Source organism: Stieleria magnilauensis, from assembly GCA_007753675.1.
In the GTDB taxonomy this organism is placed as follows: Bacteria; Planctomycetota; Planctomycetia; order Pirellulales; family Pirellulaceae; genus Stieleria; species Stieleria magnilauensis.
Genome location: CP036432.1, coordinates 10076481 through 10098762 on the forward strand (window position 1 = coordinate 10076481; position 22282 = coordinate 10098762).

General features: G+C 59.7%; 11 protein-coding genes. 7 read left to right on the forward strand and 4 right to left on the reverse strand.

Annotated elements, in window-relative coordinates; genetic code table 11:
- The first annotated feature begins 28 nt into the window (after window positions 1-28).
- From TBK1r_RS35790 to TBK1r_RS35800, 3 genes are read left to right on the forward strand one after another with little or no spacing between them, the layout of a single operon-like run.
- Complete coding sequence (locus tag TBK1r_RS35790; protein ID WP_095736280.1) at window positions 29-412, forward strand: BlaI/MecI/CopY family transcriptional regulator; 384 nt, start codon at window positions 29-31, stop codon at window positions 410-412.
- The gene (locus tag TBK1r_RS35795; RefSeq protein ID WP_145220784.1) at window positions 409-2361 is read left to right on the forward strand and encodes a M56 family metallopeptidase; all 1953 of its coding nucleotides are present in this window, start codon (window positions 409-411) and stop codon (window positions 2359-2361) included. The genes TBK1r_RS35790 and TBK1r_RS35795 overlap by 4 nt, the downstream gene beginning before the upstream one ends.
- Before the next feature lie 32 nt (window positions 2362-2393).
- Window positions 2394-3419, forward strand: a complete 1026-nt coding sequence (locus tag TBK1r_RS35800) for a hypothetical protein (RefSeq protein WP_145220787.1) — start codon at window positions 2394-2396, stop codon at window positions 3417-3419.
- A gap of 39 nt (window positions 3420-3458) precedes the next feature.
- Here the strand turns inward: TBK1r_RS35800 and TBK1r_RS35805 are convergent, their stop codons facing one another.
- Complete coding sequence (locus TBK1r_RS35805) at window positions 3459-7829, reverse strand: bifunctional serine/threonine-protein kinase/formylglycine-generating enzyme family protein (RefSeq protein ID WP_145220789.1); 4371 nt, start codon at window positions 7827-7829, stop codon at window positions 3459-3461.
- Between the two features lie 126 nt (window positions 7830-7955).
- Here TBK1r_RS35805 and TBK1r_RS35810 point away from each other — a divergent pair, with 126 nt between their 5' ends.
- Complete coding sequence (locus TBK1r_RS35810; RefSeq protein ID WP_145220791.1) at window positions 7956-9626, forward strand: isochorismatase family protein; 1671 nt, start codon at window positions 7956-7958, stop codon at window positions 9624-9626.
- An 828-nt stretch (window positions 9627-10454) separates the two neighbouring features.
- Here the strand turns inward: TBK1r_RS35810 and TBK1r_RS35815 are convergent.
- From TBK1r_RS35815 to TBK1r_RS35825, 3 genes are all read right to left on the reverse strand, one after another.
- A complete protein-coding gene (locus TBK1r_RS35815) occupies window positions 10455-13988 on the reverse strand; it encodes an efflux RND transporter permease subunit (protein ID WP_419581617.1) in 3534 nt (1177 codons plus the stop codon).
- 5 nt (window positions 13989-13993) lie between these two features.
- Window positions 13994-15298 carry an efflux RND transporter periplasmic adaptor subunit gene (locus TBK1r_RS35820; protein ID WP_419580720.1) on the reverse strand — a complete coding sequence of 435 codons (1305 nt, stop codon included), beginning with the start codon at window positions 15296-15298 and terminating at the stop codon, window positions 13994-13996.
- Window positions 15299-15534: 236 nt separating this feature from the next.
- Window positions 15535-17391 (reverse strand): response regulator, encoded by a 1857-nt coding sequence (locus TBK1r_RS35825; protein WP_145220797.1) that lies wholly within the window; start codon window positions 17389-17391, stop codon window positions 15535-15537.
- A gap of 349 nt (window positions 17392-17740) precedes the next feature.
- Between TBK1r_RS35825 and TBK1r_RS35830 the strand changes: the two genes are divergently transcribed.
- Genes TBK1r_RS35830 through TBK1r_RS35840 form a run of 3 tightly spaced genes read left to right on the forward strand, consistent with a single transcriptional unit; the run spans window position 17741 to window position 22265 of the window.
- Window positions 17741-19951 carry a TonB-dependent receptor plug domain-containing protein gene (locus tag TBK1r_RS35830; RefSeq protein ID WP_145220799.1) on the forward strand — a complete coding sequence of 737 codons (2211 nt, stop codon included), beginning with the start codon at window positions 17741-17743 and terminating at the stop codon, window positions 19949-19951.
- Window positions 19948-20532 (forward strand): YfiR family protein, encoded by a 585-nt coding sequence (locus TBK1r_RS35835; protein WP_145220801.1) that lies wholly within the window; start codon window positions 19948-19950, stop codon window positions 20530-20532. The genes TBK1r_RS35830 and TBK1r_RS35835 overlap by 4 nt, the downstream gene beginning before the upstream one ends.
- A gap of 5 nt (window positions 20533-20537) precedes the next feature.
- Window positions 20538-22265, forward strand: a complete 1728-nt coding sequence (locus tag TBK1r_RS35840) for an ATP-binding protein (RefSeq protein ID WP_145220803.1) — start codon at window positions 20538-20540, stop codon at window positions 22263-22265.
- The last annotated feature ends 17 nt before the right edge of the window (window positions 22266-22282 follow it).

Consider the following 22282-nt stretch of genomic DNA (forward strand, 5'->3'; position numbering starts at 1 on the left):
GAATCTCCTTTAGACGTACAAAGAGACAATGGCAAAACCTTCCAAAGATGTAACCGCTGCCGAACTGGCCATATTGGAGAAGCTGTGGGAGCACGAGCGTGCGACCCTGAAACAGCTTTCCAAATGGCTGTACGGTGCCGAAACGCCGTCGGATATTGCGACGGTCCAGAAACTGATTTCCCGGCTGGAAGCCAAGGGCTGTGTCGCCCGAGACCGCGACTGCTGGCCGCATCAATTCCAAGCCGCCATCGATCGCGATCACTTGATTTCACACCGGCTGCAAGCAACCGCCGACGAACTCTGTGACGGAACGATGTCCACCTTGCTGACGCACCTGGTCAAGTCGGCCAAGTTCAACTCGCGTCAACGAAAACGTCTCCGCAAGATTCTTGATGACTTGGATGCCGAATGATGGCCGTTGCCGCAGTGATCATCGGTAACCTTTGCCTGGCGTCGTTGATCGGCGTGTTGGCATGGACCGTCGGTCGCCATGGCCGACGCGCGGCGCTCGCCCATGCGCTGTGGGTCATGTTCTTCGTCAAACTGATCACCCCGCCGATCGTCTCGGTCCCACTGCCCATCCCCACATTCTTTCCCCGTCCCGTCGTTCAGGACGTCACCCCGCCGATCGCGTCCGCCACCACTCCCTTTCCCGACGACGCCGATGCGCAACCAGCGACCGACGACCACTTGGCCCCACACACCCTGGCCGGCGGCGGCGCTTCAGCCACCGCCGCCGGCTCAGCCACTCCAGTCGCACCTCACTCGGCTCTGTCGCGTTTCAACTGTCTGGTGTGCGCCTTGGGTGCGATTTGGTCGGGCGGATTTCTTGCGTTGGTCGCACACGGAATCATCCGGCTGGTTCGTTTCCGCAATCTGATCGGCGAGTGCGGCGTCGATGATGAGGAAGCGACCGCGACGGTCCGCGGGTTCGTGCAACGCGAGCGCCGATGGCTCTTGGGCCGACGCACTCCACGCGTTGTGCGGGTGTCCGTCCACGTCTCGCCGATGCTGTTCGGTTTCGCGACGCGGCCGATCATCGTTTGCCCCGAAGCGTTGTGGCAATCGCTCTCACCGTCGGATCGCCGATCATTCTTGGCGCACGAGACTGCACACTTTTTGCGACGGGATCATTGGGTGCGTTGGTTGGAATGGTCGGTCTCGGCGGTCTACTGGTGGTTCCCCGGAGTGTACTTCGCGCAAAAACAACTCGAACGACACGAGGAAGCATGTTGCGACGCTTGGGCCGTCAAGATCCTGGACACGAAGCCGCGTCATTACGCCGAGGCCCTGCTGCGCGTGGTGGACTTCATCAGCGATCACGAAGTCGGATTGCCGGGTTTTGCCAGTGGGATGCAACCGACCGCGACCTTGGAAGAAAGGCTGCGGTTGTTGATGCGGAACGAGCTTGATCATGCCGGCTCACGACTGCACACCTGGGGCAGCGGACTGGCCTGCGCCGCAATTTGGATGGTCCACCCTGAAGTCTATTCGTTGGAACTTTCACGCCAGTGGGTTCGGGTGACCGAGTCGGCCTCCGACCCGGAGAGGATGGCATCACCGTCAGCGATCACGTCCGACCTGCCAAATCAGGATTGGGATGAACAACGATTGCCGGCGGCGCCGAGTGGGTTCTGGAACGCGGCACCGATCAGCGACTGGGGACGGTTTTCGTTTGACGTTTCGGGCTATCGCTTCTCCGCGATCACCGGCGAGGGGTTTGTCATCGAGGGACCATCAGCCGATCCACTTGCCTTTGACCGTCAAAGCTTGACGGCCATCGCCGAGATCCCGACCAGCGGACGGGTCATCATTGGTGATGCCCTGGGGAACGTTCGCTTGTGGGATTTGGCGGCCGGCATGCCGGTGTCCTTGCTCGGCCGGCATGCTGCCGATGTCACCAGCCTGGCCGTCACTCCCGACGGCGGCGTCTTTTCTGCCGATTCCTCCGGGACCGTGATCCGTTGGGAATTGCAATCCGGACGAACCCTCGCCCGCTGGACCAACAAACATCTCGGACAAGACACGCCAAGCGGGTCTGTCGCCATCCAGTCCATCCGCTCGTCGGTCGACGGGCGATTCATCGCGGTGCTGTGTGGTGATTGGCGTCAGGCTTCGACCCCCAAGACACTGTATTTGCTGGACAGCCAGACATTGACCGAGAACGCCCGACAGGAAATGCCCCCGATGACTGCAGTCGTCTTACCGGATCGCAGCGGGCGATGGTACATCGTCAACTGGAATGGCCGGGTACAGTCATTTGATGGTTCGCAATCGGACATGCAAATTGAAAAACATCGCGTTTCGGCGCTCCTGCTGTCACAACATGCGGTGCTCGTCGACGCGACCCCGGACCGCTAGTGTTCCGTTATTCCCACCCCCGAGATGTTGCGATGAAAGTTCGAAGTTTGCCGTTGCAGGTTCTGTTGCTCGGTTGCTTCGCTGCGACGAGCATGATCGCCGCTGTCGGCGCCGCTGCCGCGGAAAGCGATGCAGAGGCTGCCGCCGCCGCATCGGTCGCCAACCGTCGCATGCTGATCTGTTGTGGGCTGCCCGGTGATGATCGACATCGCGAGCAAATGACCGCAGCGATCGAGAGCCTGATCACGACCTCCCAAACCGTGCTCGGCGTGCCGCCGGAACAACTGACGATTTTGGCCGGTGATGAAGTGATGCAATCCGCACTCCAACCGCTGCATTCAGAAACGGGAATCTGCACGCGAGACACGCTCGAGACCGCTTTGGCCGACGCAGCCAAGACGTTGAAACCGAGCGATGCGTATTGGGTGTTGATGATCGGTCATTCGCACCCCTACGGCGCGGAAAGCCAATTCAATGTGTCCGGACGCGACATCAACCAAAGTCAATTCGCACAGGCGGCCGCCGCGATCGAGTGCCACGAACAAGTGTTCTGGTTGACTCAACCGTTGAGCGGGTTTTGGATCAAACCGCTGGCGCGCCCGGGACGCATCATCCTGACCGCGACCGAAGCGGATCTGGAATTCACGGCAACGGAGATGCCGTATGCGTTGGCCGCAGTGCTCGACGGCAGCGCCGACACCCAAACACTGCACGACATCGACGGTGACGGAACGCTTTCCCTGCTGGACCTGTACTTGGCGACCAGCATCGAAGTCACCGCACGTTTTCGCGCCATCGATCGACTGCAAACCGAACACGCCCAACTCGATGACAACGGAGACGGTCGCGGCAGCGAAGTCCAACAGCCCTACCTGCCGGTCGAACCGGAAGAAGAAGAAGAAGAAGAAGAAGAAGACGGGGAAGAGGAAGACGAGTCCGACGCGGACGACGCCCCAACGGCCGAACCCGCCCCGGCCCCCAAGCCCGCGCTCATTCAGAGTCACAATTTGGACGGATTCCGAAGCCGCTACGTCCTACTGCAAAAACCGGCCTCTTGATGACAATCGTCCTGACGTCGATCGACTTGCGAATCACTCTCACCGCGTGATTGTCTTGGCAACGCGTAAACCGTAAAAGCCGTTGATTGACAGCGGCAGATCGGCGGGCAACTTGTTCACCGGCACGTCCAGCTGCGTGGACGCCCTGTCTTTGTTGTTGCTGCTGGATTGCCCCATCACATAGCGGCGGTGATCTTTCAGATTATGGCACCACTCACGCACGCCGTCGTACATCGCAAACATGCCAAAATCGTTCGGCATTTTCGTTCCGGCCGGATGGTACCGGTTCTCCCCATCCTCGGTCAGTGAAGTCTCGTAGTACCAATAGTAGTCGTCGGCGAGCGAATCAGAGGAGCCGAAATAGCAACGTGAAGTGGTCAGTGCCGCACACGCGAATCGCCATTCATAGCAAGTCGGCAATCGATAGGAACCACTTTCCAGCACGACGTCGCAGGCCACTTCCGGGTTGTCTTCGGAAAGCTCGGCCGGATAACAGTTCTCCGGATTTGCGCCGAGCCGATCACTCAACCAGCGACAATACGACACGCAATCGAACCAATCGGTCAGTCCGACGGGACAATCATCGGTTGGCGACCGGTATTCGTAATACGTGTGTTCGGGATCGAATTGCTTAAATTGTCCGACCGTCACCTCTCCCGTGGAAATCGCAAACACCCGACCGATGTTGGGGTCATCCCGTGCGTCGAGAATGGCCATCGTTTGGCCCGCGGCGTTGACGAACCAATTCTTGCGCGAATCGACAGACAATGCCGATTGGCGCAGGATTTCGGCGCGCAACCAATCCGTTTGGCCCCACCGCATCAATAACCATTGGGCTGCCGAATGAATCCCCACATCGGGGTCGTTGATGAACGAATCCTTTGCGACCATCATTGCCTGTGACCGTGTCGGCGGGGAGACGTCCCGCCACGGAAAGCCTCCCATCGCGAGCAACAAGGCGCGGCGGACGGTAGGATCTGGGTCGCGTGAAAATCGGCTCAGCAAACGTTCAAACTCTCCACCAAGTGGCCCGATCCGGTTGATCATGTAACCCCGCGTGTGCGGCCACGTTGTCTGCCGCAACAGGGGCCACGTCGATTCGGACTGGCCCAGACGGTGCAACAGTGCGGCTGCCACACCGCGACGTCGTGCCAAATGATCGTAATCGGGTTCTGGAAGATCTGGGTCCAGGTCCGTGAACACGGTTCTTCGGATTTGATCCGCGGTCTGTGGCAACTGGTCTGCCAAGGTCGCAAGGATCGTCGAGTGCTGCTCAAAGGACGCGTCGAGAAAGAAATCGAGCAGTTCAGTTGGTCGATCGCGTAGGAACTGAATCACAAACGCCGTGGACAGCGATCGAATCGGCGAGTCGACCGGTTGCAGGGCGCGATCCAAAAGCGCAGGAACGATCGATTCACGAATCGGCGACAGGCCGTCAATCAGGTAGAGGTTGTCCTGTGGTGTGATGGATGCGTGTCGCAGCAGTTCCGCGACGATCGCTTCAGATTCCTCATCCGACAGACGCACTGTTTCGTGGCCCTGATCCGCAGACTGGTTTGCGATCATGATTGCCGCGCGAAGCCGTTGATCGGACGGTCGCTCTGCATCACGGACATTGATGATTGCTGGTTGCAATTCCTCCGTCGAAAGTGGACCGAGTTGTTCCAGCGAGACCATCAAAAGCGGCAGATCAAGACGCAGCAACTGATCGATCAGTTCGGCGCGTTGTGACCGATCGGTCTGCAACAGGCCGAGTTGATTGAGGATCCGTTCGCGACGATTGGGCTTCGTATCGGACAATGACCTCCGCAGCGCGGCGGATGCGAAGTCACCGTGGTCGCGAATCTGATCCAGCACTTCACTGAGTTCGGCCGTGCGGACGGTCTGGAGTTGCAGCACGGTCGCCTGGGCACTGGACCGTCTCCAGACGCCCCAGCCGACGGTGGTGACGATCATCACCACCGCCAAAATCAGCGTGCTTCGCAGCAGATGGTTGCGTGTCGCGGACCGCATCATCCGTTTTTCAGTCGCGTTCCAACGATCCGGTGACGACAAGATCCGGATCGAAACCCAGTCGATCCACGAGGGCGCAAATTTCGGGGCCGGTTTGACAGACCACATCGAAGCATATTCGGCCAACCGAAGTTCGGCGCGTCCCCGCCGCGTTTGATGTTGTCGCCGCGTGATCCATCGTTCGACCGCCGGGACCAAGTAATCATGCGTCAATTGATAAAAGGCGACACCATCGCTGGACTGGCTGATGCTTTCGTCACCACTGGTTGACCCCGCCGGGTCGGTGGGTGTGATCAGACGCAGTTCCTTGTCCAAGATTCGAATCATTTCCTTGAACAAGGCCGGTTGCCCTTGGTAGCCGGATGCCTCCAACAACACCGTCTCGGACTGCATTTTTCCTTTGATGTCGACGTTCGGCTCGGGCAACAACAATCTCAACACCTTTCGCACCGCGGGTTCATGAGTGCGTTGTGCCGCGGGTGCCAAATCGCTGCTGAAGGATTCCTCCAAGAACTGCAACCCAATCCCTTCGATGCCGCCCATTCGATCGATCGTTTGTTCGTCCCAGGGCTGAGTTTTCACCATTTCGACGAACAACGCCAGTCGTACCGGAAACACCTTTCCGCCCCGGGTGAGCCCTTCGATCGATCGATCTAAAAAGCGGTTCTGCGGAATCGATCGGGCGGAGACCTCGGCGGGGATTCGGTCGTACGCGACGCCGAATTCCGCCAGGACTCGGCGGGCATGTGCGGGGCTGAATAGATCCACCAACGATGCGTTGTGGTTCTGCCGAACAGGCACTTCCAACGCGGCCATGAACCGCGACAGTGCCAACCAGAAATCATCACGCACCAGCAGTAAACACTGAACGGATTGACCATCGCATTGGCGCAGCGCGGCGGCCAGTTCCGATGACTGTTCGTCACCGCGACCGTGCAGCCATTGTTCAAATTGATCGATCACCAGTAGCAACTTCGATCCGCGGGGCGACTCGCCACCGTGCCGCAACGTCGCGAGGGCCTCGGTCAACGTCGCGTTCAATTCAAGATCGGGATGGCGTTTCCGAATGCCGCGCAGCAATCGCATCTCGGTTTCATCGCGTGTCGCTTCGACGAACACCGTGGTGACCGAATCTCCCAGCAGCGGCAACAACCCCGCTTTGACAAACGATGACTTTCCACACCCCGAGGGTCCATACAACACGCCCACGCGCGGCCATTCGCCGTCGTCGCTGGGAACGATTCGGCGCTGCCAAAACCGTAAGCTTTCGGGCACCCAATCGCGGTCTCGCGGCCCGGGGATCAGCCGATGAAAAAAGTCTGCGTCGTGACGTCCATACGAACGAAGCCCACGCGGAACGATGCCCGGGGCGCCCCGCGATGTGACCGCCGAATCGGCACTCTCTCGCGAATCGACTTCGACCGATCGATCCTGACACGATGACAAGAAAAACTCGATGTCGTCGACAAAATCTGACGCGGTTCCGTATCGATCTGACGCCCGCTTGGCGAGCGCCTTCATGCAGATCCGTTCCAAGTCACGCGGGATTGAACTGATCAACTGCCTGGGCGGTCGGGGTTCCTTTCGCAGCAAACTTTCGACGATCGAATCATGGTCGCTTCCAGCGAACGGTCGATGCCCGGTCAACATCTGATACAAGATCACGCCGAGAGAGAAGATATCACTGCGTCCATCCACCAGATGGCTTTCCCCACGTGCTTGCTCGGGACTCATGTAGGCCGGCGTCCCGACGCGTCCTCGGGATGACAAAGCCGATTCATCGCGAAGGGCCAGCCCGAAATCGGCCAAGAACGGTTTCTCCGCCTGAGAGAGTAGGATGTTACCGGGCTTGATGTCGCGATGCACAATCCCCTGCGAGTGGACGTAACTGAGCGCCTTGGCGATCTCCGCAAGCACCTCCAGCGCATCGCGAAGCGTCAAGGGTTGGGCGCGAATGCGATCGGCCAAATTGGAACCGTCGATGTAGGCCGAAACGATACAGGGCAGATCGTCGCTGCTTCGCAGGACATCATAGATGCCAACGATGGCGGGGTGCTCCAGTTTGGCGAGCGTGCGAGCCTCTTCTAGATAGCGATCCAACTGAGCCGGTGACGTGATTCGATGCCGGTGCGGAATCTTGATGGCAACGTGGCGTTGGAGTTGCTCGTCGTAGGCTTTAAAAACACGTCCATAGCCACCCTCACCCAGCAATTCTGAAATCTGATAACGCTCCGAAACACGGGGCACAGATTGCCGATCGAGCGATTCGATCGAAATGGAACGTGTCTGACCAACTGCTCCTTCATCCCCATTGTCGTCTCGGGACGCCGGTAGTAATTCACCAAGGTCGAGTTCAATCAAGGATTGCTTCGGCGGGTCGCCATGCGCATGCGGCATAAGAGATTGATCTGCAGAACGTTCGATAGGAGTAGCCCCCGCAACCGCACATTGTAGTCGTATTAGCCGCAAACCGGTTACACTGATCGGAAACCCCGCCCCGGCCCCCAATTCCCCTCCCCCGTCATGAATCCGCTAGCTCTGTTCCCATCGATCGTTCTGACGTTTGGATTCTCCCTGATGATGTCCGCTTTGCCGCCCGCGTCCGCCCAGTCGTTGAATTTGCAACTGCGCTACCAACCGCCCACCGCCGAAGGGTCACCTCGATTCCATCGTTTGACCCGCGACGAACAATGGGATCCGGACCGCACGGCCGTGATCGTTTGCGACATGTGGGATTCCCATCACTGCGTCAACGCGGTCCGACGTGTGGCGCAGCTTGCCCCCCGAATCGATCGTTTTTGCGACACGTTGCGAGAACAAGGCGTGACGATCATTCACGCCCCCAGCAGTTGCATGCCGGCCTATCAAAACCACCCGGCGCGCGCCCGGGTCACGGCGATCCCGGCGGCCGCCGCAATGCCCGCTGACATCGCCAGCTGGTGTGATCAAATCCCTAGTGAAGAGGCCGCTGCGTATCCGATTGACCAATCCGAGGGCGGTGAAGACGACGATGCCGACGACCACCGTCAATGGGCCGAACGACTGGCTGCCATCGGACGCAACCCGCGCGCGCCGTGGCAACGCCAAGTCGACGTGATCGGCATCGATGACCAGCGTGACTTCATCAGCGATAGCGGCACGGAGATCTGGAGCATCTTGACCAGTCGGGGAATCGACAACGTCATCTTGGTCGGCGTGCACACCAACATGTGTGTGCTGGGACGCCCCTTCGGATTGCGCCGGCTCGCCTCGGCGGGCAAGAACGTCGTGTTGGCGCGCGACCTGACCGACACCATGTACGACGACCGAGCCTGGCCCTATGCCAGCCACTTCACCGGCACCGATTTGATCGTTGCACACGTCGAACGCTACGTGTGCCCGACGATTTCAAGCGATCAAGTTCTCGGCGACCAGGCGTTTCGCTTCGCCGGCGATCACCGCATCAATCTGTTGATGCTGGTCGCCGAAAACGAGTACCAGACCAACGAAACGCTTCCGGCGTTCGCGGCAAAACATCTGTCGACACATTTCAGCGTCCAGTTTGCCTGGGGCAGTGACACCGAACGTCACGAGATCGTAGGGATCGAGCAATTGGCCGACGCCGATGCGTTGCTAGTGAGTGTCCGTCGGCGTGCTCTGCCGAAGCGCGATCTTGATTTGATCCGCGAGTTTGTCCGGCAAGGCAAACCCGTGATCGGCATCCGCACCGCCAGCCACGCCTTTTCGCTACGGGACCAACCCGCACCGGACGGCAAAGGCGTTTGGGACAGCTTCGATGCCGATGTGTTCGGCGGCAACTACACCGGCCACTTCGGAAACTCACTGAAAACCACGCTCCGCCGGCCCACCGATGCGATCCATGATCCGATCGTTTCGAGCACCGGCGCGATGAACATTCAGCCCGGCGGATCGCTCTACAAAACGGCGCCGCTGGCGAAAGGCGCTCGAGTCTTACTGGAAGGCCTGGTCGAAGGTGAAACGGCCCAGCCGGTCGCATGGACCTTCATCCGCAACGACGGCGGACGCTCGTTCTACACCTCGCTGGGACACGTCCAGGATTTCGAGCAAGCCGAGTTCGAAGCGTTTCTCTCGGCGGGGATCCACTGGGCCTGTGGACTGGAACCCCACACGCTGGCCGAAGTCGAAGCGCAGAACAAACGTTACGCCGCCGGCGGTGGGAAGCAACGGAAGTGAGCGAAAGCCTGCACACCAGCGCACGTTGGTGTCTAGCCTTCAGGCGATTCCCACTCGCTGCGAAGCAGCGAAACCGGGCGGCTGAAGCCCGCACACCAGCGCACGTTGGTGTCTAGCCTTTAGGCGATTCCCACTCGCTGCGGAGCAGCGAACCGAGCGGCTGAAGCCTGCTCACCAGCGCACGTTGGTGTCTAGCCTTTAGGCGATTTCCACTCGCTGCGAAGCAGCGAACCGAGCGGCTGAAGCCTGCACACCAGCGCACGTTGGTGTCTAGCCTTTAGGCGATTCCCACTCGCTGCGAAGCAGGGAAACCGGGCGGCTGAAGCCTGCACACCAGCGCACGTTGGTGTCTAGCCTTCAGGCGATTCCACTCGCTGCGAAGCAGCGAGACGATGCGGCTAAAGCCTGCACATCAGCGCACGTTGGTGTCTAGCCTTCAGGCGATTCCCGGTCGCTGCGGAGCAGCGAGACCGAGCGGCTGAAGCCTGCACACCAGCGCACGTTGGTGTCTAGCCTTCAGGCGATTCCCGGTCGCTGCGGAGCAGCGAGACCGAGCGGCTGAAGCCTGCACACCAGCGCACGTTGGTGTCTAGCCTTCAGGCGATTCCCGGTCGCTGCGGAGCAGCGAGACCGAGCGGCTGAAGCCTGCACACCAGCGCACGTTGGTGTCTAGCCTTTAGGCGATTCCCACTCGCTGCGAAGCAGGGAAACCGGGCGGCGAAAGCCTGCACACCAGCGCATGTTGGTGTCTAGCCTTTAGGCGATTCCCACTCGCTGCAACCTCGCAAAACAAACAAACGAACTGCTTCACAGCAGCCCCATCCACTCTCACGCCCCTGCCGGTTGCAACGCCGGCGATTCGACATCCTCGTACTGGTGCATCGACTCGGGTGCCAACTTGAGCGATGTCCTAAGATCCATGAACAGGACAAAGACGACCGGAACGAGCACCAGCGTGAAGCAGGTCGAAACAATCATTCCGCCCAAAAAGACGACGCCCAGCCCACGATACAACTCGCTGCCCGCACCCGGAAACACCACCAACGGCAACAACCCCAACACGGTCGTCAGCGTGGTGATACAGATCGGACGAATCCGTGTGCGGACACTCATCGGAACCGCTTGGATCGGCGCGAGATGTTCTTCGCGCATGTGAACCAATGATTGGTGCACGATCAAAATTGCGTTGTTGACCACCGTGCCGATCAAGATAATGAACCCGAGCATCGTCAGCACGTCCAACGACTGGGGGACAAACAGGTTCAATACCCATAGTCCGACGATGCCGCCGACCGCACCCAGCGGCACACTGAAGATGACCACAAAGGGATAGAGCCAAGACTCGAACAGCGCGGCCATCAACAGATACGTGATCAGCACCGCCATCAGAATATTGAAACGGAGCGCGTCCCAGGCTTGCCGCAACTTATCCGCGGTACCCGACAAAGCCACAAAGTACTCATTGCCGATCGTCCCCTCGTCGACCAACGGCGCGATGATTTGGCCATTGACCAGTTCCATGGCCGCTTCCAGCGGCATGTCGTCCGGCGGGCTGACTTCGACGGTGATCGAACGCAATCGTTCACGGCGTTGGATTTGTTCCGGCCCGCTGCCGTATTGCATCTCCGCGACCGCCATCAAGGGAACGACTTCTCCGTCACCAGTCGCCAACGGCAGCGACATCAACGCCTGCGGGTCCGCATTGCGACCGGTCGGTCCCTTGATCGTCATGTCGATCTTGTCACCACCGACGTAATAGTCGCCGGCATAGGCCCCATCAACCATGGCATCGGCGACGTAACCGAGGTCGGTCGTGTCGATCCCCATCTCGGATGCCGCCAACAACTTGGGTTTGAGATGAATTTCCGGACTGGACAGCTCCAGACTCGGCTGGGCCGACGCTTGGCCCTCGGGCATCAACCGTTCCACGTCGTCAAGCACGCGACCGGCGATGACGACCAACCGTTCCAGATCGGGACCGGAGATCTCGATGTCGATTGCCCGTCCGCCCGACATGCCCCGACCGAACAAGCTGGATTGGGACGCCATCACGCGGATCCCCGGCAACCCGGCGCCGGCCTGGCGAATCAACGGAACCAACTCCGACGCCCGCTCGGGGTCTCGGGCGCGAAACCCCATGAACAGACTTCGCTCGCGGATCGAGCAAAAGTAGTAATCCAAAACCGGAGCGTCCGAGCCGTCGGTGGCCGCACTGCCTTCGTTGACGTCCCAAACCGGCCGCAATCGCTGCTCGACGATCGCGCCGATGTCGGACAGTTCGTCCAGGTTGTAACCGGCCGGAAGCGAAAACCGTGCGAACACGAAGTTGCGGTTCCCCGTCGGCAGGTATTCGACCTTCGGCCACAACAGATAGCTGAGTCCGACCGAGAGTCCCGTCATCACCAACACGACCGCGATCGAACGCAATCGGGAACGGAGCACCCAGGAGTTGAAACCGACGACCGAACCGACCAGCGCCGAGGCGGCACCGCGCGTCGCCCGTTCGAACCAACCGTCCGACTGGGCGTCCGATCGGCCGCCCAGTTGATCGTCGGACAGACCGTCAGACGTTTCGGCAACCGCGTCGTGACGAGAACGCCGGCGGGCAAACAAACGCGACGCTGCGGTCGGAATCACGGTGAACGAGACGAGCATCGAAAATGCGATGCCACAACTGATCGCCAGGGCGATGTCGCGAAACAATTGCCCCGCCGTGGCTTGCACGAAAATCACCGGTAAAAACACGGCGATCGTCGTGAGCGTCGATGCCACGATCGCGCCGCCGACTTCGCCGACGCCCCGTGACGCTGCGACAAAAGCGGTTTCGCCGAGCTGTTTTCGCCGGGTGATGTTTTCCAATACCACGACCGCGTTGTCGACCAACATGCCGACCGCAAAGGCCATCCCGGCCAGCGAGATCACGTTCAACGAACGCCCCAATAGCGTCATGCACAAAAACGCGCCGGCGATGCTGATCGGAATCGCCACCGCCGCAACCAGTGCACCGCGCGCGATGCGATAACCCAACACGAAAATCAGCACGACGGTACCGACGTAGAACCAGGGCGAGACATACACCGACGCGACGGCGGTCGCCGCGATCGCCACGCTGGCCAACACGGTGGCGCGGCCGAAATGCAGAAACAACATCAAGATGATGATTGTCGCAGCGCTGCCGATCAGCATGTTTTGCACCACCAACGCGATCGCCGATTCGATGTATTCGGTCTCGTCGTAGTACTGAAACAGTTCCAACCCTTCGCGTTTGAGAATCCCTTCATTCAGTTCACGATTGGCAACCCGCAACCCCTTCATCACTTCCATCACGTTCGCGCCGCTCACCCGTCCGACACTCAGACTGATGCTTTCGGTTCCATAGCGCCGCGCGATGCTCTCGCGGTCTTTGTATCCCAGTTTGACTTCCGCGACATCACCGACGTAGACGCGTGTGTTGCCATCGGAGACGAGCAATTGTTGCTTGACTTGCTCGGGGTCGCGGAACTGGCCCAGTGTCCGAATCACCCAAGTCCGTTTGCCTTGAAAAAAGTCACCGGCAGTCGTGTCACTGTTCTGACGATTGAGCGCCTCGCGGACTTGTCGAATCGTGATTTGCCGCGTCGCCAACTTGGCAGGATCGACGATCACCTGCAGCTCTTGTTCGCGGCCGCCCCGGGTCTCGGCGTTCGACACCCCCGGCACGCGTTCCAATCTCGCCTCGACAAAATCCTCCGACAACTTGCGGAGCTTTTCCAAATCGACCGGGGGCGGTCGCAACGCTTCCAGTTCCGGGTGCGTGGCGAGATGCTCGTCCAAACAATTTTGCAGACGAAACACACGCAGGGCTGAATTGCTTGCCCGCCTTGCCGGTTCGAGAATCTCTGCGATCTGGGGATGGACCGACTGGAATTCGGCGATCGCCTGACTGGTCGGCGGTCGCGGCGTCAACGCAAATCGTGCGATCGGCTGGGCGCTCAGATCCGACGCTTCGATGACCGGCTCACTGGCGTCCAACGGATACTCACGGACCTGCTGCAAACGCGTGTTGACCCGCGCCAGGGCATCGTCGATGTTCGTTCCGATCTCAAACTCCAGCGTGACCTCCGCCGAAGAAACGCTGCAATTGGAAGACAGCTTGACCAAGCCCTCGACACCTTGCAGTTGTTCTTCCTGCTCGAGCACAATCTCGCGCTCGATTTCCTGGGGGCTGGCCCCGGGCCAACGGGTTTCGATGGTCAGCACCGGGTTTTGAACTTCGGGGACCAATTGTTTGGGGATCAAGCCCAACGACAATGTCCCGAACAGCGCCGCCAAGATGGCGCCGACATAAACTTTGACGGGGTTACGAATCAGGATTTCAAACACGTCACTCAACCGTCTCCGACGGTGACCTCCACGGATTGCCCGGCCGCCAAACGCTCGTTGCCACGCGTCACGACGATCGCGTCGGCGTCCACCTCGCCGGTGATCGCAATCCAATCGCCCTGGGCGACCCCGAGTTTGACCGGCACTTTGCGGACGACCGCTGCCTGTGATTGGCCGCCAGCCGATGAGGCGCGGCCGACGTCGACGACAAACACCGATTGCCGTACCCCATCCAACACGATCGCATCGGTAGGCACAAACGTCTGTTTCGCTTCGGGCCCGATGGGCAAATCCATTCGCACCACCATCCCGGACATCAACATCGGGATGCCGTCGTCGATCCGGTTTTTGATCCGCACCAACACCGGAAACGTTCTCGAACGGGTGTCGGCCGCGGGCACGATCCGTTCCAGCTGCCCCAACAACAGTTCACCCGGCCGAGCGTCAAATTCGACATGGATCGTCTGGCCCGGACGCAAGAACACCACCTGAGCGGCCGGAACCGCCACCTCGACCCTGACGGTATCCAATTCGATCAAGTCGACGACCGGATCGCCCGCGGTGATCCAAGCCCCCGCTTCGGTGTATTCGGCCGTCACATAACCGTCGAAGGGCGCGATCAGGGTGTGCTTCTTGAGGCGGTCTTCGAGCAAACGGACTTGTTCTCGCTGCAGATCCACGCGTGCCTGGGCCTGGGCGACCTGCTCGACACGCGGACCACTGACAAGTCGTGCATGTGCGATGGTCGCCGCTTGCAGTAACTGTCGCGAGGAATCGGCTTCCGCGGTCGCCACATCGAGTTCTTCCACCGAGGCGGCTTTGGACTGGACCAGTTTGGACATCCGCGAGAGCTGGCTGGCCGAACGCCGGGCGATCGCCCCTGCGGCCTCCATCCGCGCCTCAGCTTCGGCGATGTCTTCGTCGCGTGATCCGGCTTGAAGCTCCGCCAATTGATGTTCCACCAAACGCAATTCCGCTTTCGCCGCGGCTATCTCGATCTGGATCACGTCGGTCTGCAAATCGGCCACCGCGTCGCCGGCGGCAAGCCGATCGCCACGCTTGGCGTGTAAGGTTTTCAATCGACCGGGCAACGAATAGCCGATCGTCGTGGTTCGACTGGGTGTCACCGTCCCCAACAATTGATACGCCGATTTCGACTCGCCCGTGCGGACGCGGCAGGCCATCACCGGCTGCAGGATTTCTTGATCGGACTTGCCGGGCGGTTGGGCCGGCGCCACATCGGCGATGAAAAAAATACCGAACAGCGTGCCGCACCGGATGGCCCGAATGACGCGTGACGAAGTGGACATGGGATGCATCCCAATCGAACCGTGGAAACACGGCTCGATTGATCGTGGGGGTGGGAAAGGGGCGGGGGTCGGAATCCGGTAGGAAACACATCCTAATTGACCGCGCAACAACTCACCACACTGCACCTCAAGAAATCGTGGTTTGGTGATCGTACGATCGTCCCCCCTTACGACCTCCTCTCATCCATTTCTTGACCAGCCCATTTCTTGACCAATCCATTTTTTGACCAGCCGGTTCACCACGTTCCAGCCACATCGACGTTGCGGCGATCCTGCCGCAAGCCGCGTTGATCATCGAGGATTTCGCGGACCGACGACAACAGATGTTCAGCAGTAAACGGTTTGTGGACCACCGGGTAGCCGGCCGGCACTTCTCCATTTTGGGCGACTTCGGGGTCATGCCCGGTACAGAACAGCAGCGGCAACTCGGGGTTGCTTTCGGCGATGTGACCGCACGCTTCACGCCCGGTCATGTTGGGCATCATCACATCCAAAATGGCCAAATCAATCTGATCGGCCAATTCATTGACCCGCTGCACCGCTTCCTGTCCATCGGAGGCCAGCACGACATTGTATCCGGCACGCTGCAAGATCCGGCTGCTGACCTGTCGCAACAGTTCTTCGTCGTCGGCGATCAAGATGGTGCCGATGCTGCCACCGGCGTCTTGTACCCGATCGGTCACGGGCTGGCTGATCGGCTGCGTCGTCTCGCATGCCTTGACGGCGGGTAGATAGATACGGAACGTCGTGCCAACGCCGACTTCCGATTGGACTTCGATATGGCCCTGATGCTGTTTCACCAAACCGTACACCATCGCCATCCCCAAGCCTGTCCCAGAACCGACTTCTTTGGTGGTGAAGAAAGGCTCAAACACTCGTTCCACCACCTCGGGCGGCATTCCGCTGCCGGTGTCGGTGATCGAAATGCGGACGAACGGGCCGGGCCGCAGCACGTCGTCACGGCGGCAATACGCTTCGTTGAGTTCCACCAGTTCAGTCGACAACGTGAGCTGACCAGTACCATCCATGGCGTCGCGTGAATTGATACAGCAATTCAGTAGTGCCTGTTGCAGCTCGACCGAATCGGCGTGCACCATCGCGGAGGTGGGATGCAGTTCTTGACGTAGCGTGATGCGTGATCCCAGCAGCGGCTTTGCCAGTCCGACCAACTCGGCGACAACATCATTGACATCAAGATCGACGCAACAGAGCGGTTTGCGACGGCTAAACCCGAGCAACTGACGTGTCAAAGAGGTCGCCCGCTCACCGGCTTTGAAAATGCACTTCATGTCTTCGTGCAGCGGCTCACCCGGCCGCGTCGCGTCGAGCCCGAACTGGGTGTAGGACAGAATGATCTGTAGCAGATTATTGAACTCGTGCGCGATCCCACCGGCCAGCATTCCGACCGCTTCCAGTTTTTGGGATTCGCGCAACTGTTTTTCTTTTTCCAGCAGCTGTTGTTGCGCCAGTTCACGTTGTTGCATCTCACGACGAATCTCGTTCGTCTTGGCCGCAACGGTCTTTTCCAAATCCGCGACGGTGTTGCGCGAGGCTTCGGTCAGCTTTCGCTTTTTGGTCATGGCCGCAGCGATCTGCGCCACCTCGGCGGCATCGAAGGGCTTGCGCAGAATCAGCAGTTGATCGCTGTTGCCGAGTTGTTCGACGATTTCAGACCAGGAATAATCTGAGAACGCGGTGCAGATCAAAACTTGCAGATCGGGATCGGCCTTCCACAACTGACGGATCGTCTCCACACCGTCCCAGCCCGGTGGCATCCGCATGTCGACAAAAGCGGTACTGAAGGGGCGCCCTTCCTCGATCGCCTGGCACACCATCCGGTACCCTTCTTCGCCCTGGTAGGCGGACGACAGATCGTAGCGGCGAGCGGCTTTCGTTTGTCGCGACGAAGAACCGAACAAGGACACTTCGAGTGAGTCCAATTCCGTGTCGGCTTGCGAATCGTCACACAGGATCTTGCGAAAATCATCATGGATCGCCGTGTTGTCATCGATGATGATGATCCGCGGGTTCTCGGTACCATCGGCGACTCGCGCGCCCGCATTCATCGCGTCGGCCCTGTGTGCTTCGTCCATCGTTTCTGGATCGCCCTTCGTTGAGTGTCACTGTTGTCTGCAACCTTCGCTTGTGATCAGCCGGACGACCTTGATCGCGGGAAAGAACTGATTGAATTGGTTCGATTTGAGGGACAACCGACACTCCTGGTCCGCATTCTTTCACTGCCTGAGAGGTTGTACCGCTTTCGGCGACTCTCCGCCCGACAAGTCACCGCAACGCTACCAGCCGGCGCTGCGGTTTCCCGTAAAGATCTGCGAATCGGTGAAATCGGCCCGTCGTACATTCGACAACACCAGAAGGTGGTCACATCGACACCGGCGTGCTGGATAAACACGTCAACGAACCGAAAGTCGATCCTGGGGCAGGATGGTGAAGACAGAATCTCAAGGCGGGGCGTCCGGCGATGACGTCGCAAAACGGCGTCCTCTCGATGGCGATCGTCCGTTGAGTCGTCGGCCATTGGATCGTCGCTCCGCCCGGATCCACCTCGTCGCGGCGATGCTCGCGGCGGTCCTGCTGACAGCCGGCCCCGCGGTCGGCCAGACCGCTGAATCACTGGCGCCTGCTGACCAAGCTCCGCCAAGCGGCCAGCGGCTCGAGCACCCTGACACGTTTGACGAGGACACCGCCGAAGGAGCCGATGACGAAGGGCTCGACAGCGAGTTGGATTCCCTGTTGGACCAGGACCTCGGTTCGCTGCGGCGGACCTCGGTCGCGCCTGCACTGGAGGTCGAAGTTTCCTCGGTCTCGCGTCAGAAAAGCACGATCGGCAGATCCCCGGCGGCCGTGTTCGTGATCACCGACGAAATGATTCGTCGCAGCGGCTACCAATCGATCCCCGAAGTGCTCCGGCTGGCACCAGGGCTTCAGGTGGCGCGGATCGATGGGAACAAGTGGAGCGTCAGTAGCCGTGGCGAGTCGGGCCGATTCAGCGACAAGTTGTTGGTGCAAATTGATGGCCGAACGGTTTACAACCCGCTGTTCGCCGGCGTGCTGTGGGATGTCCAAGACGTGCTGCTGGAAGACGTCTTGCGGATCGAAGTCATTCGCGGTCCCGGCGCGACGGTGTGGGGCGCCAATGCGGTCAACGGAGTGATCAATATCTTGACCAAGTCCAGTTCGCAAACCCACGGCAGCTACGCCATCGCAGGTGCCGGCACGCTGGAACAGGGGTTCGTCGGCGGGCGCCTGGGGGGACGCACCGAGCGAGGCGTCGACTACCGGGTCTGGGGCAAATGGTTTCAGCGGGACGAAATGGACCTGGTCGGCGGCTCACCCTACGATGCAACCAACCAAGCCCGCTTGGGATTCCGGACCGATTGGGAGTCCCCTGCCGATGACAAGCTCACCTTTCAAGGCCAGTACTACAACGGCGAATCGGACAGCCTGGCCGACAAGGATCTGGCAGGTCGCATCGAGTTCGACCAACCGGTTTCGGGGGGCAACCTGCTGACGCGTTGGACGAGGACGCATTCGGCAGACCACGAATCCTCGCTGCAACTGTATTACGACCGCTTCGATCGCAAAGCCTACGGATTCGGTCAACAAACCAACATCTTTGACTTGGATTTCCAAAGCCGGTTCCGCTACCGCTGTGATCACCGGATCATTTGGGGAGCCGGCTACCGAGCGATCTTTGACAAATTGACCAACAACGATCCGCTGCCGTACATCGCCGCGGACCCCAAGCGACGCACGGTCCAACGGTTCAGCGCGTTCATTCAAGACGAAATGACGTTATTGGAAGACGCCTGGTACTTCACGCTCGGTTCAAAGTTCTCGCACAATACCTACAGCAATTTCGAACTGCAGCCCAGCGCCCGGTTGCTTTGGCTGCCCAATGAATCCGCGGCAGCGTGGTGCGCGGTCTCGCGGGCCGTCCGCACGCCTTCGCGGCTGTCAGCCGACGGGCGGTTGATTGTCAATCAGCCGGTGCCGTTAGGAAATTTTCCGCTCGAACTTCGCGGCGTCGGCGACCTGGGTGCAGAGAACTTGGTGTCTTACGAGGTGGGCTACCGACAGCAAACCAACGAGTTCTTCGCCTGGGATGCGACGGCCTATTTCCATGACTATGACAAACTGCAGGTGCTGCGGCTGAACTTCCCTCCCGCAGCCCTTCCGTTTCTCGACATCTCCGACGCGGCCGCTGCCGACGGCTATGGGTTCGAAATTTCGGCAACCGCACAGCTGACCGCGTGTTGGAGCATGCGCGGCTGGTACGCGTTTCAACGGATTGAATTCGACGAACCGCCGCCATCGGTGGCCGGCTCGGCAGGCAAGTCCGGCGCGTTGCCCCGCAACCAGGTTTCACTGACCCACTCCTTCGACCTCAGCCGCGGACGGCAACTGGACGTCATCACCCGCTATGTCGACAACCTGCCCGCCGAATCGACGCCGTCGTATGTCGCCGTCGACACACGATTTGCCTGGAACGTTGGCCGCAACCTGACCGCTTCGGTCGTCGGCCGCAACCTGTTTGACCGACGGCACCCCGAATTCGGCCCCAACTACTTCACCGGCGACGTGCCGACCGAAGTGCCGCGTAGCGTGCATGCGTACGTGGAGTGGCGCCGATGAAGCCTGATCCTGCACGCACCATCGTTCCCCGCCGCCGAACCGGTGTCGTGATGACGCTGTTGATTCTGACCGGCATTCTGGTCGATCAACCCGCCGACGCACAAACCAGCCTGGCTTCGGAACGGAACGTCAAAGTCGCCTACTTGTACAATTTCCTCCGCTACGTCCGTTGGCCGGAGACGGCTTACGCCGACGAATCTTCGCCCACCGTGATCGGGATCCTGACCGGCGATCCGCACAGCCGTCTGCTGAACCAAGTCGCTGCGAAGAAGCAAGCCCGGGGTCGTCGAATCGTCGTCCGGGAGTTTGATTCGGTCCGCGAAATCCAAGCCTGTCATCTGGTCTTCCTGCATGCGGGAACCGCCCCGGCGGACGAGGCCGAAGCGATCGCGCGGACCGAACGACAAAACACGCTGTTGATCTGTGAGTCAGTGGTGGCGGCACAACGCGGCGTCCCGATCCGCTTTTTTGCCGACCACGATGGAACGATCGGATTAAAAATCAACGTCGACGCGATGACCCGACGCGGTCTTCAGGCGGACGCCAAACTGCTCAACATCGCGAGCATCGAACGAGATTAGACTCAATGGGCAGAACAACCAAACGATTCCGTGACTTTTCCGTTCAAACCAAGCTAACGGTTTTGGCTGCCACGGCGATCACGTTGGCGGTCTCGGTCGCCTGCGCCATCTTTGTGGTATTGGACGTCCGGCGCATCTCCGCGTCCAAAGCCACACAATTGACCGCGATCGCCGAGACACTCAGCACCAACAGCACCGCCGCGGTGGCGTTCGGACAACAGGACGCCGCCGAAGAACTGCTGGCCGCGATCAAGGGCCGACACACGATCGACATCGCATGCATCTTGGATGCCGATGGGTCCGTGTTCGCGATCTACCGACGTTTCGGCGATCAAGCGGACTTTCATCCCCAGTCGGTCACGCTCGGTGCGCACTATGGCGACGACGGCTTTCTGGACGTGGCGGTGCCGATCATCGACGACGGCGACCGCCTGGGCACGTTGATCCTGCGGGAAACGACCGCAGATCTCGGCCAAGCCCGCACGACCCACATCCTGGCCGCCGCCGTCGTGCTGGCGATTTCCATCATCATCGGCGTGTTCGCCTCTTCACACCTCCAAGACTCCGTCACCGCGCCGATCTTGCGACTGGCGTCAACGGCCCAAAAGATCTCACAGAGCGAAGACTGCGCCATCCGTGTCCATCACGACAGTGACGACGAGATCGGAATCCTCTACCGCCAATTCAACGGCATGCTGGATCGTGTGCAGTCGCGCGAAAAAGCCGTCATCCAGGCAAGCCAGCGTTTGCAAGAGCTCAACCAGGCATTGGAGCAACGCGTCGCCGAACGGACCAGCGAACTGGAACAATCCAACGCCGCCTTGCAAAACCAAATCGAAGCCAAGGATCTGGCGACGAAACAGCTGCAAAACACCCACGCGCAGCTGCTGGAAGTGTCACGCCGTGCGGGCATGGCGGATATCGCCAACGGTGTGTTGCACAACATCGGAAACGTGCTGAACAGTTTGAATATCAGCGCCAACCTGATCGACGAACGGCTGCGCAACGTCAAACTCGCCAACCTCGAAAAGGCAGTCGAACTGTTACTGCAAAACGAAGACGACCTCGCCGAGTTCCTACTCCGCAGCGACCAAGGAAAAATCTTGCCACGGTACCTGGGCAAACTCTCCGACAGCATGCGTGACGATCAACGTTCCATCTTGAACGAAATCGAATCCTTGGCGTCCAACGTCGAGCACATCAAAGACATCGTCCGCGCCCAACAATCCCACGCCGGCGCGTTCGGCGTGATGGAACAATTGCAACCGGCAGCCCTGTTCGAAGATGCGATCCATTTCGTGCACGATTCCTTTTCAAAACACAACGTCGAAATTGTCAGAGACTATGGCCAAGTCCCCGCGATCGAAATTGAGAAATCGAAGGCCATCCAGATCATCGTCAATCTGATCAAGAACGCCAAGGAATCCGTGCTCGAACACGATTCGGACGTCAAACGCGTGACGCTACGTCTGGAACAATCCGGTGACGACGTTTGTTTCCAGGTCAGTGACAGCGGGACCGGGATCGCCGCGGACCGAATCACCACAATTTTCTCCAACGGCTTCACCACCAAAAAAGACGGGCACGGCTTCGGACTCCATGCCTCCGCGACCGCGGCGGTCGAACTGGGCGGCAGATTGTCGGTCCACAGCGAGGGGATCGGTCAGGGAGCCACGTTCACGTTGCTGCTGCCCGTTTCGATCCGCACCCGGCACAAAGCACTCGCCGGGTAATCCAACGCCCTCACAGT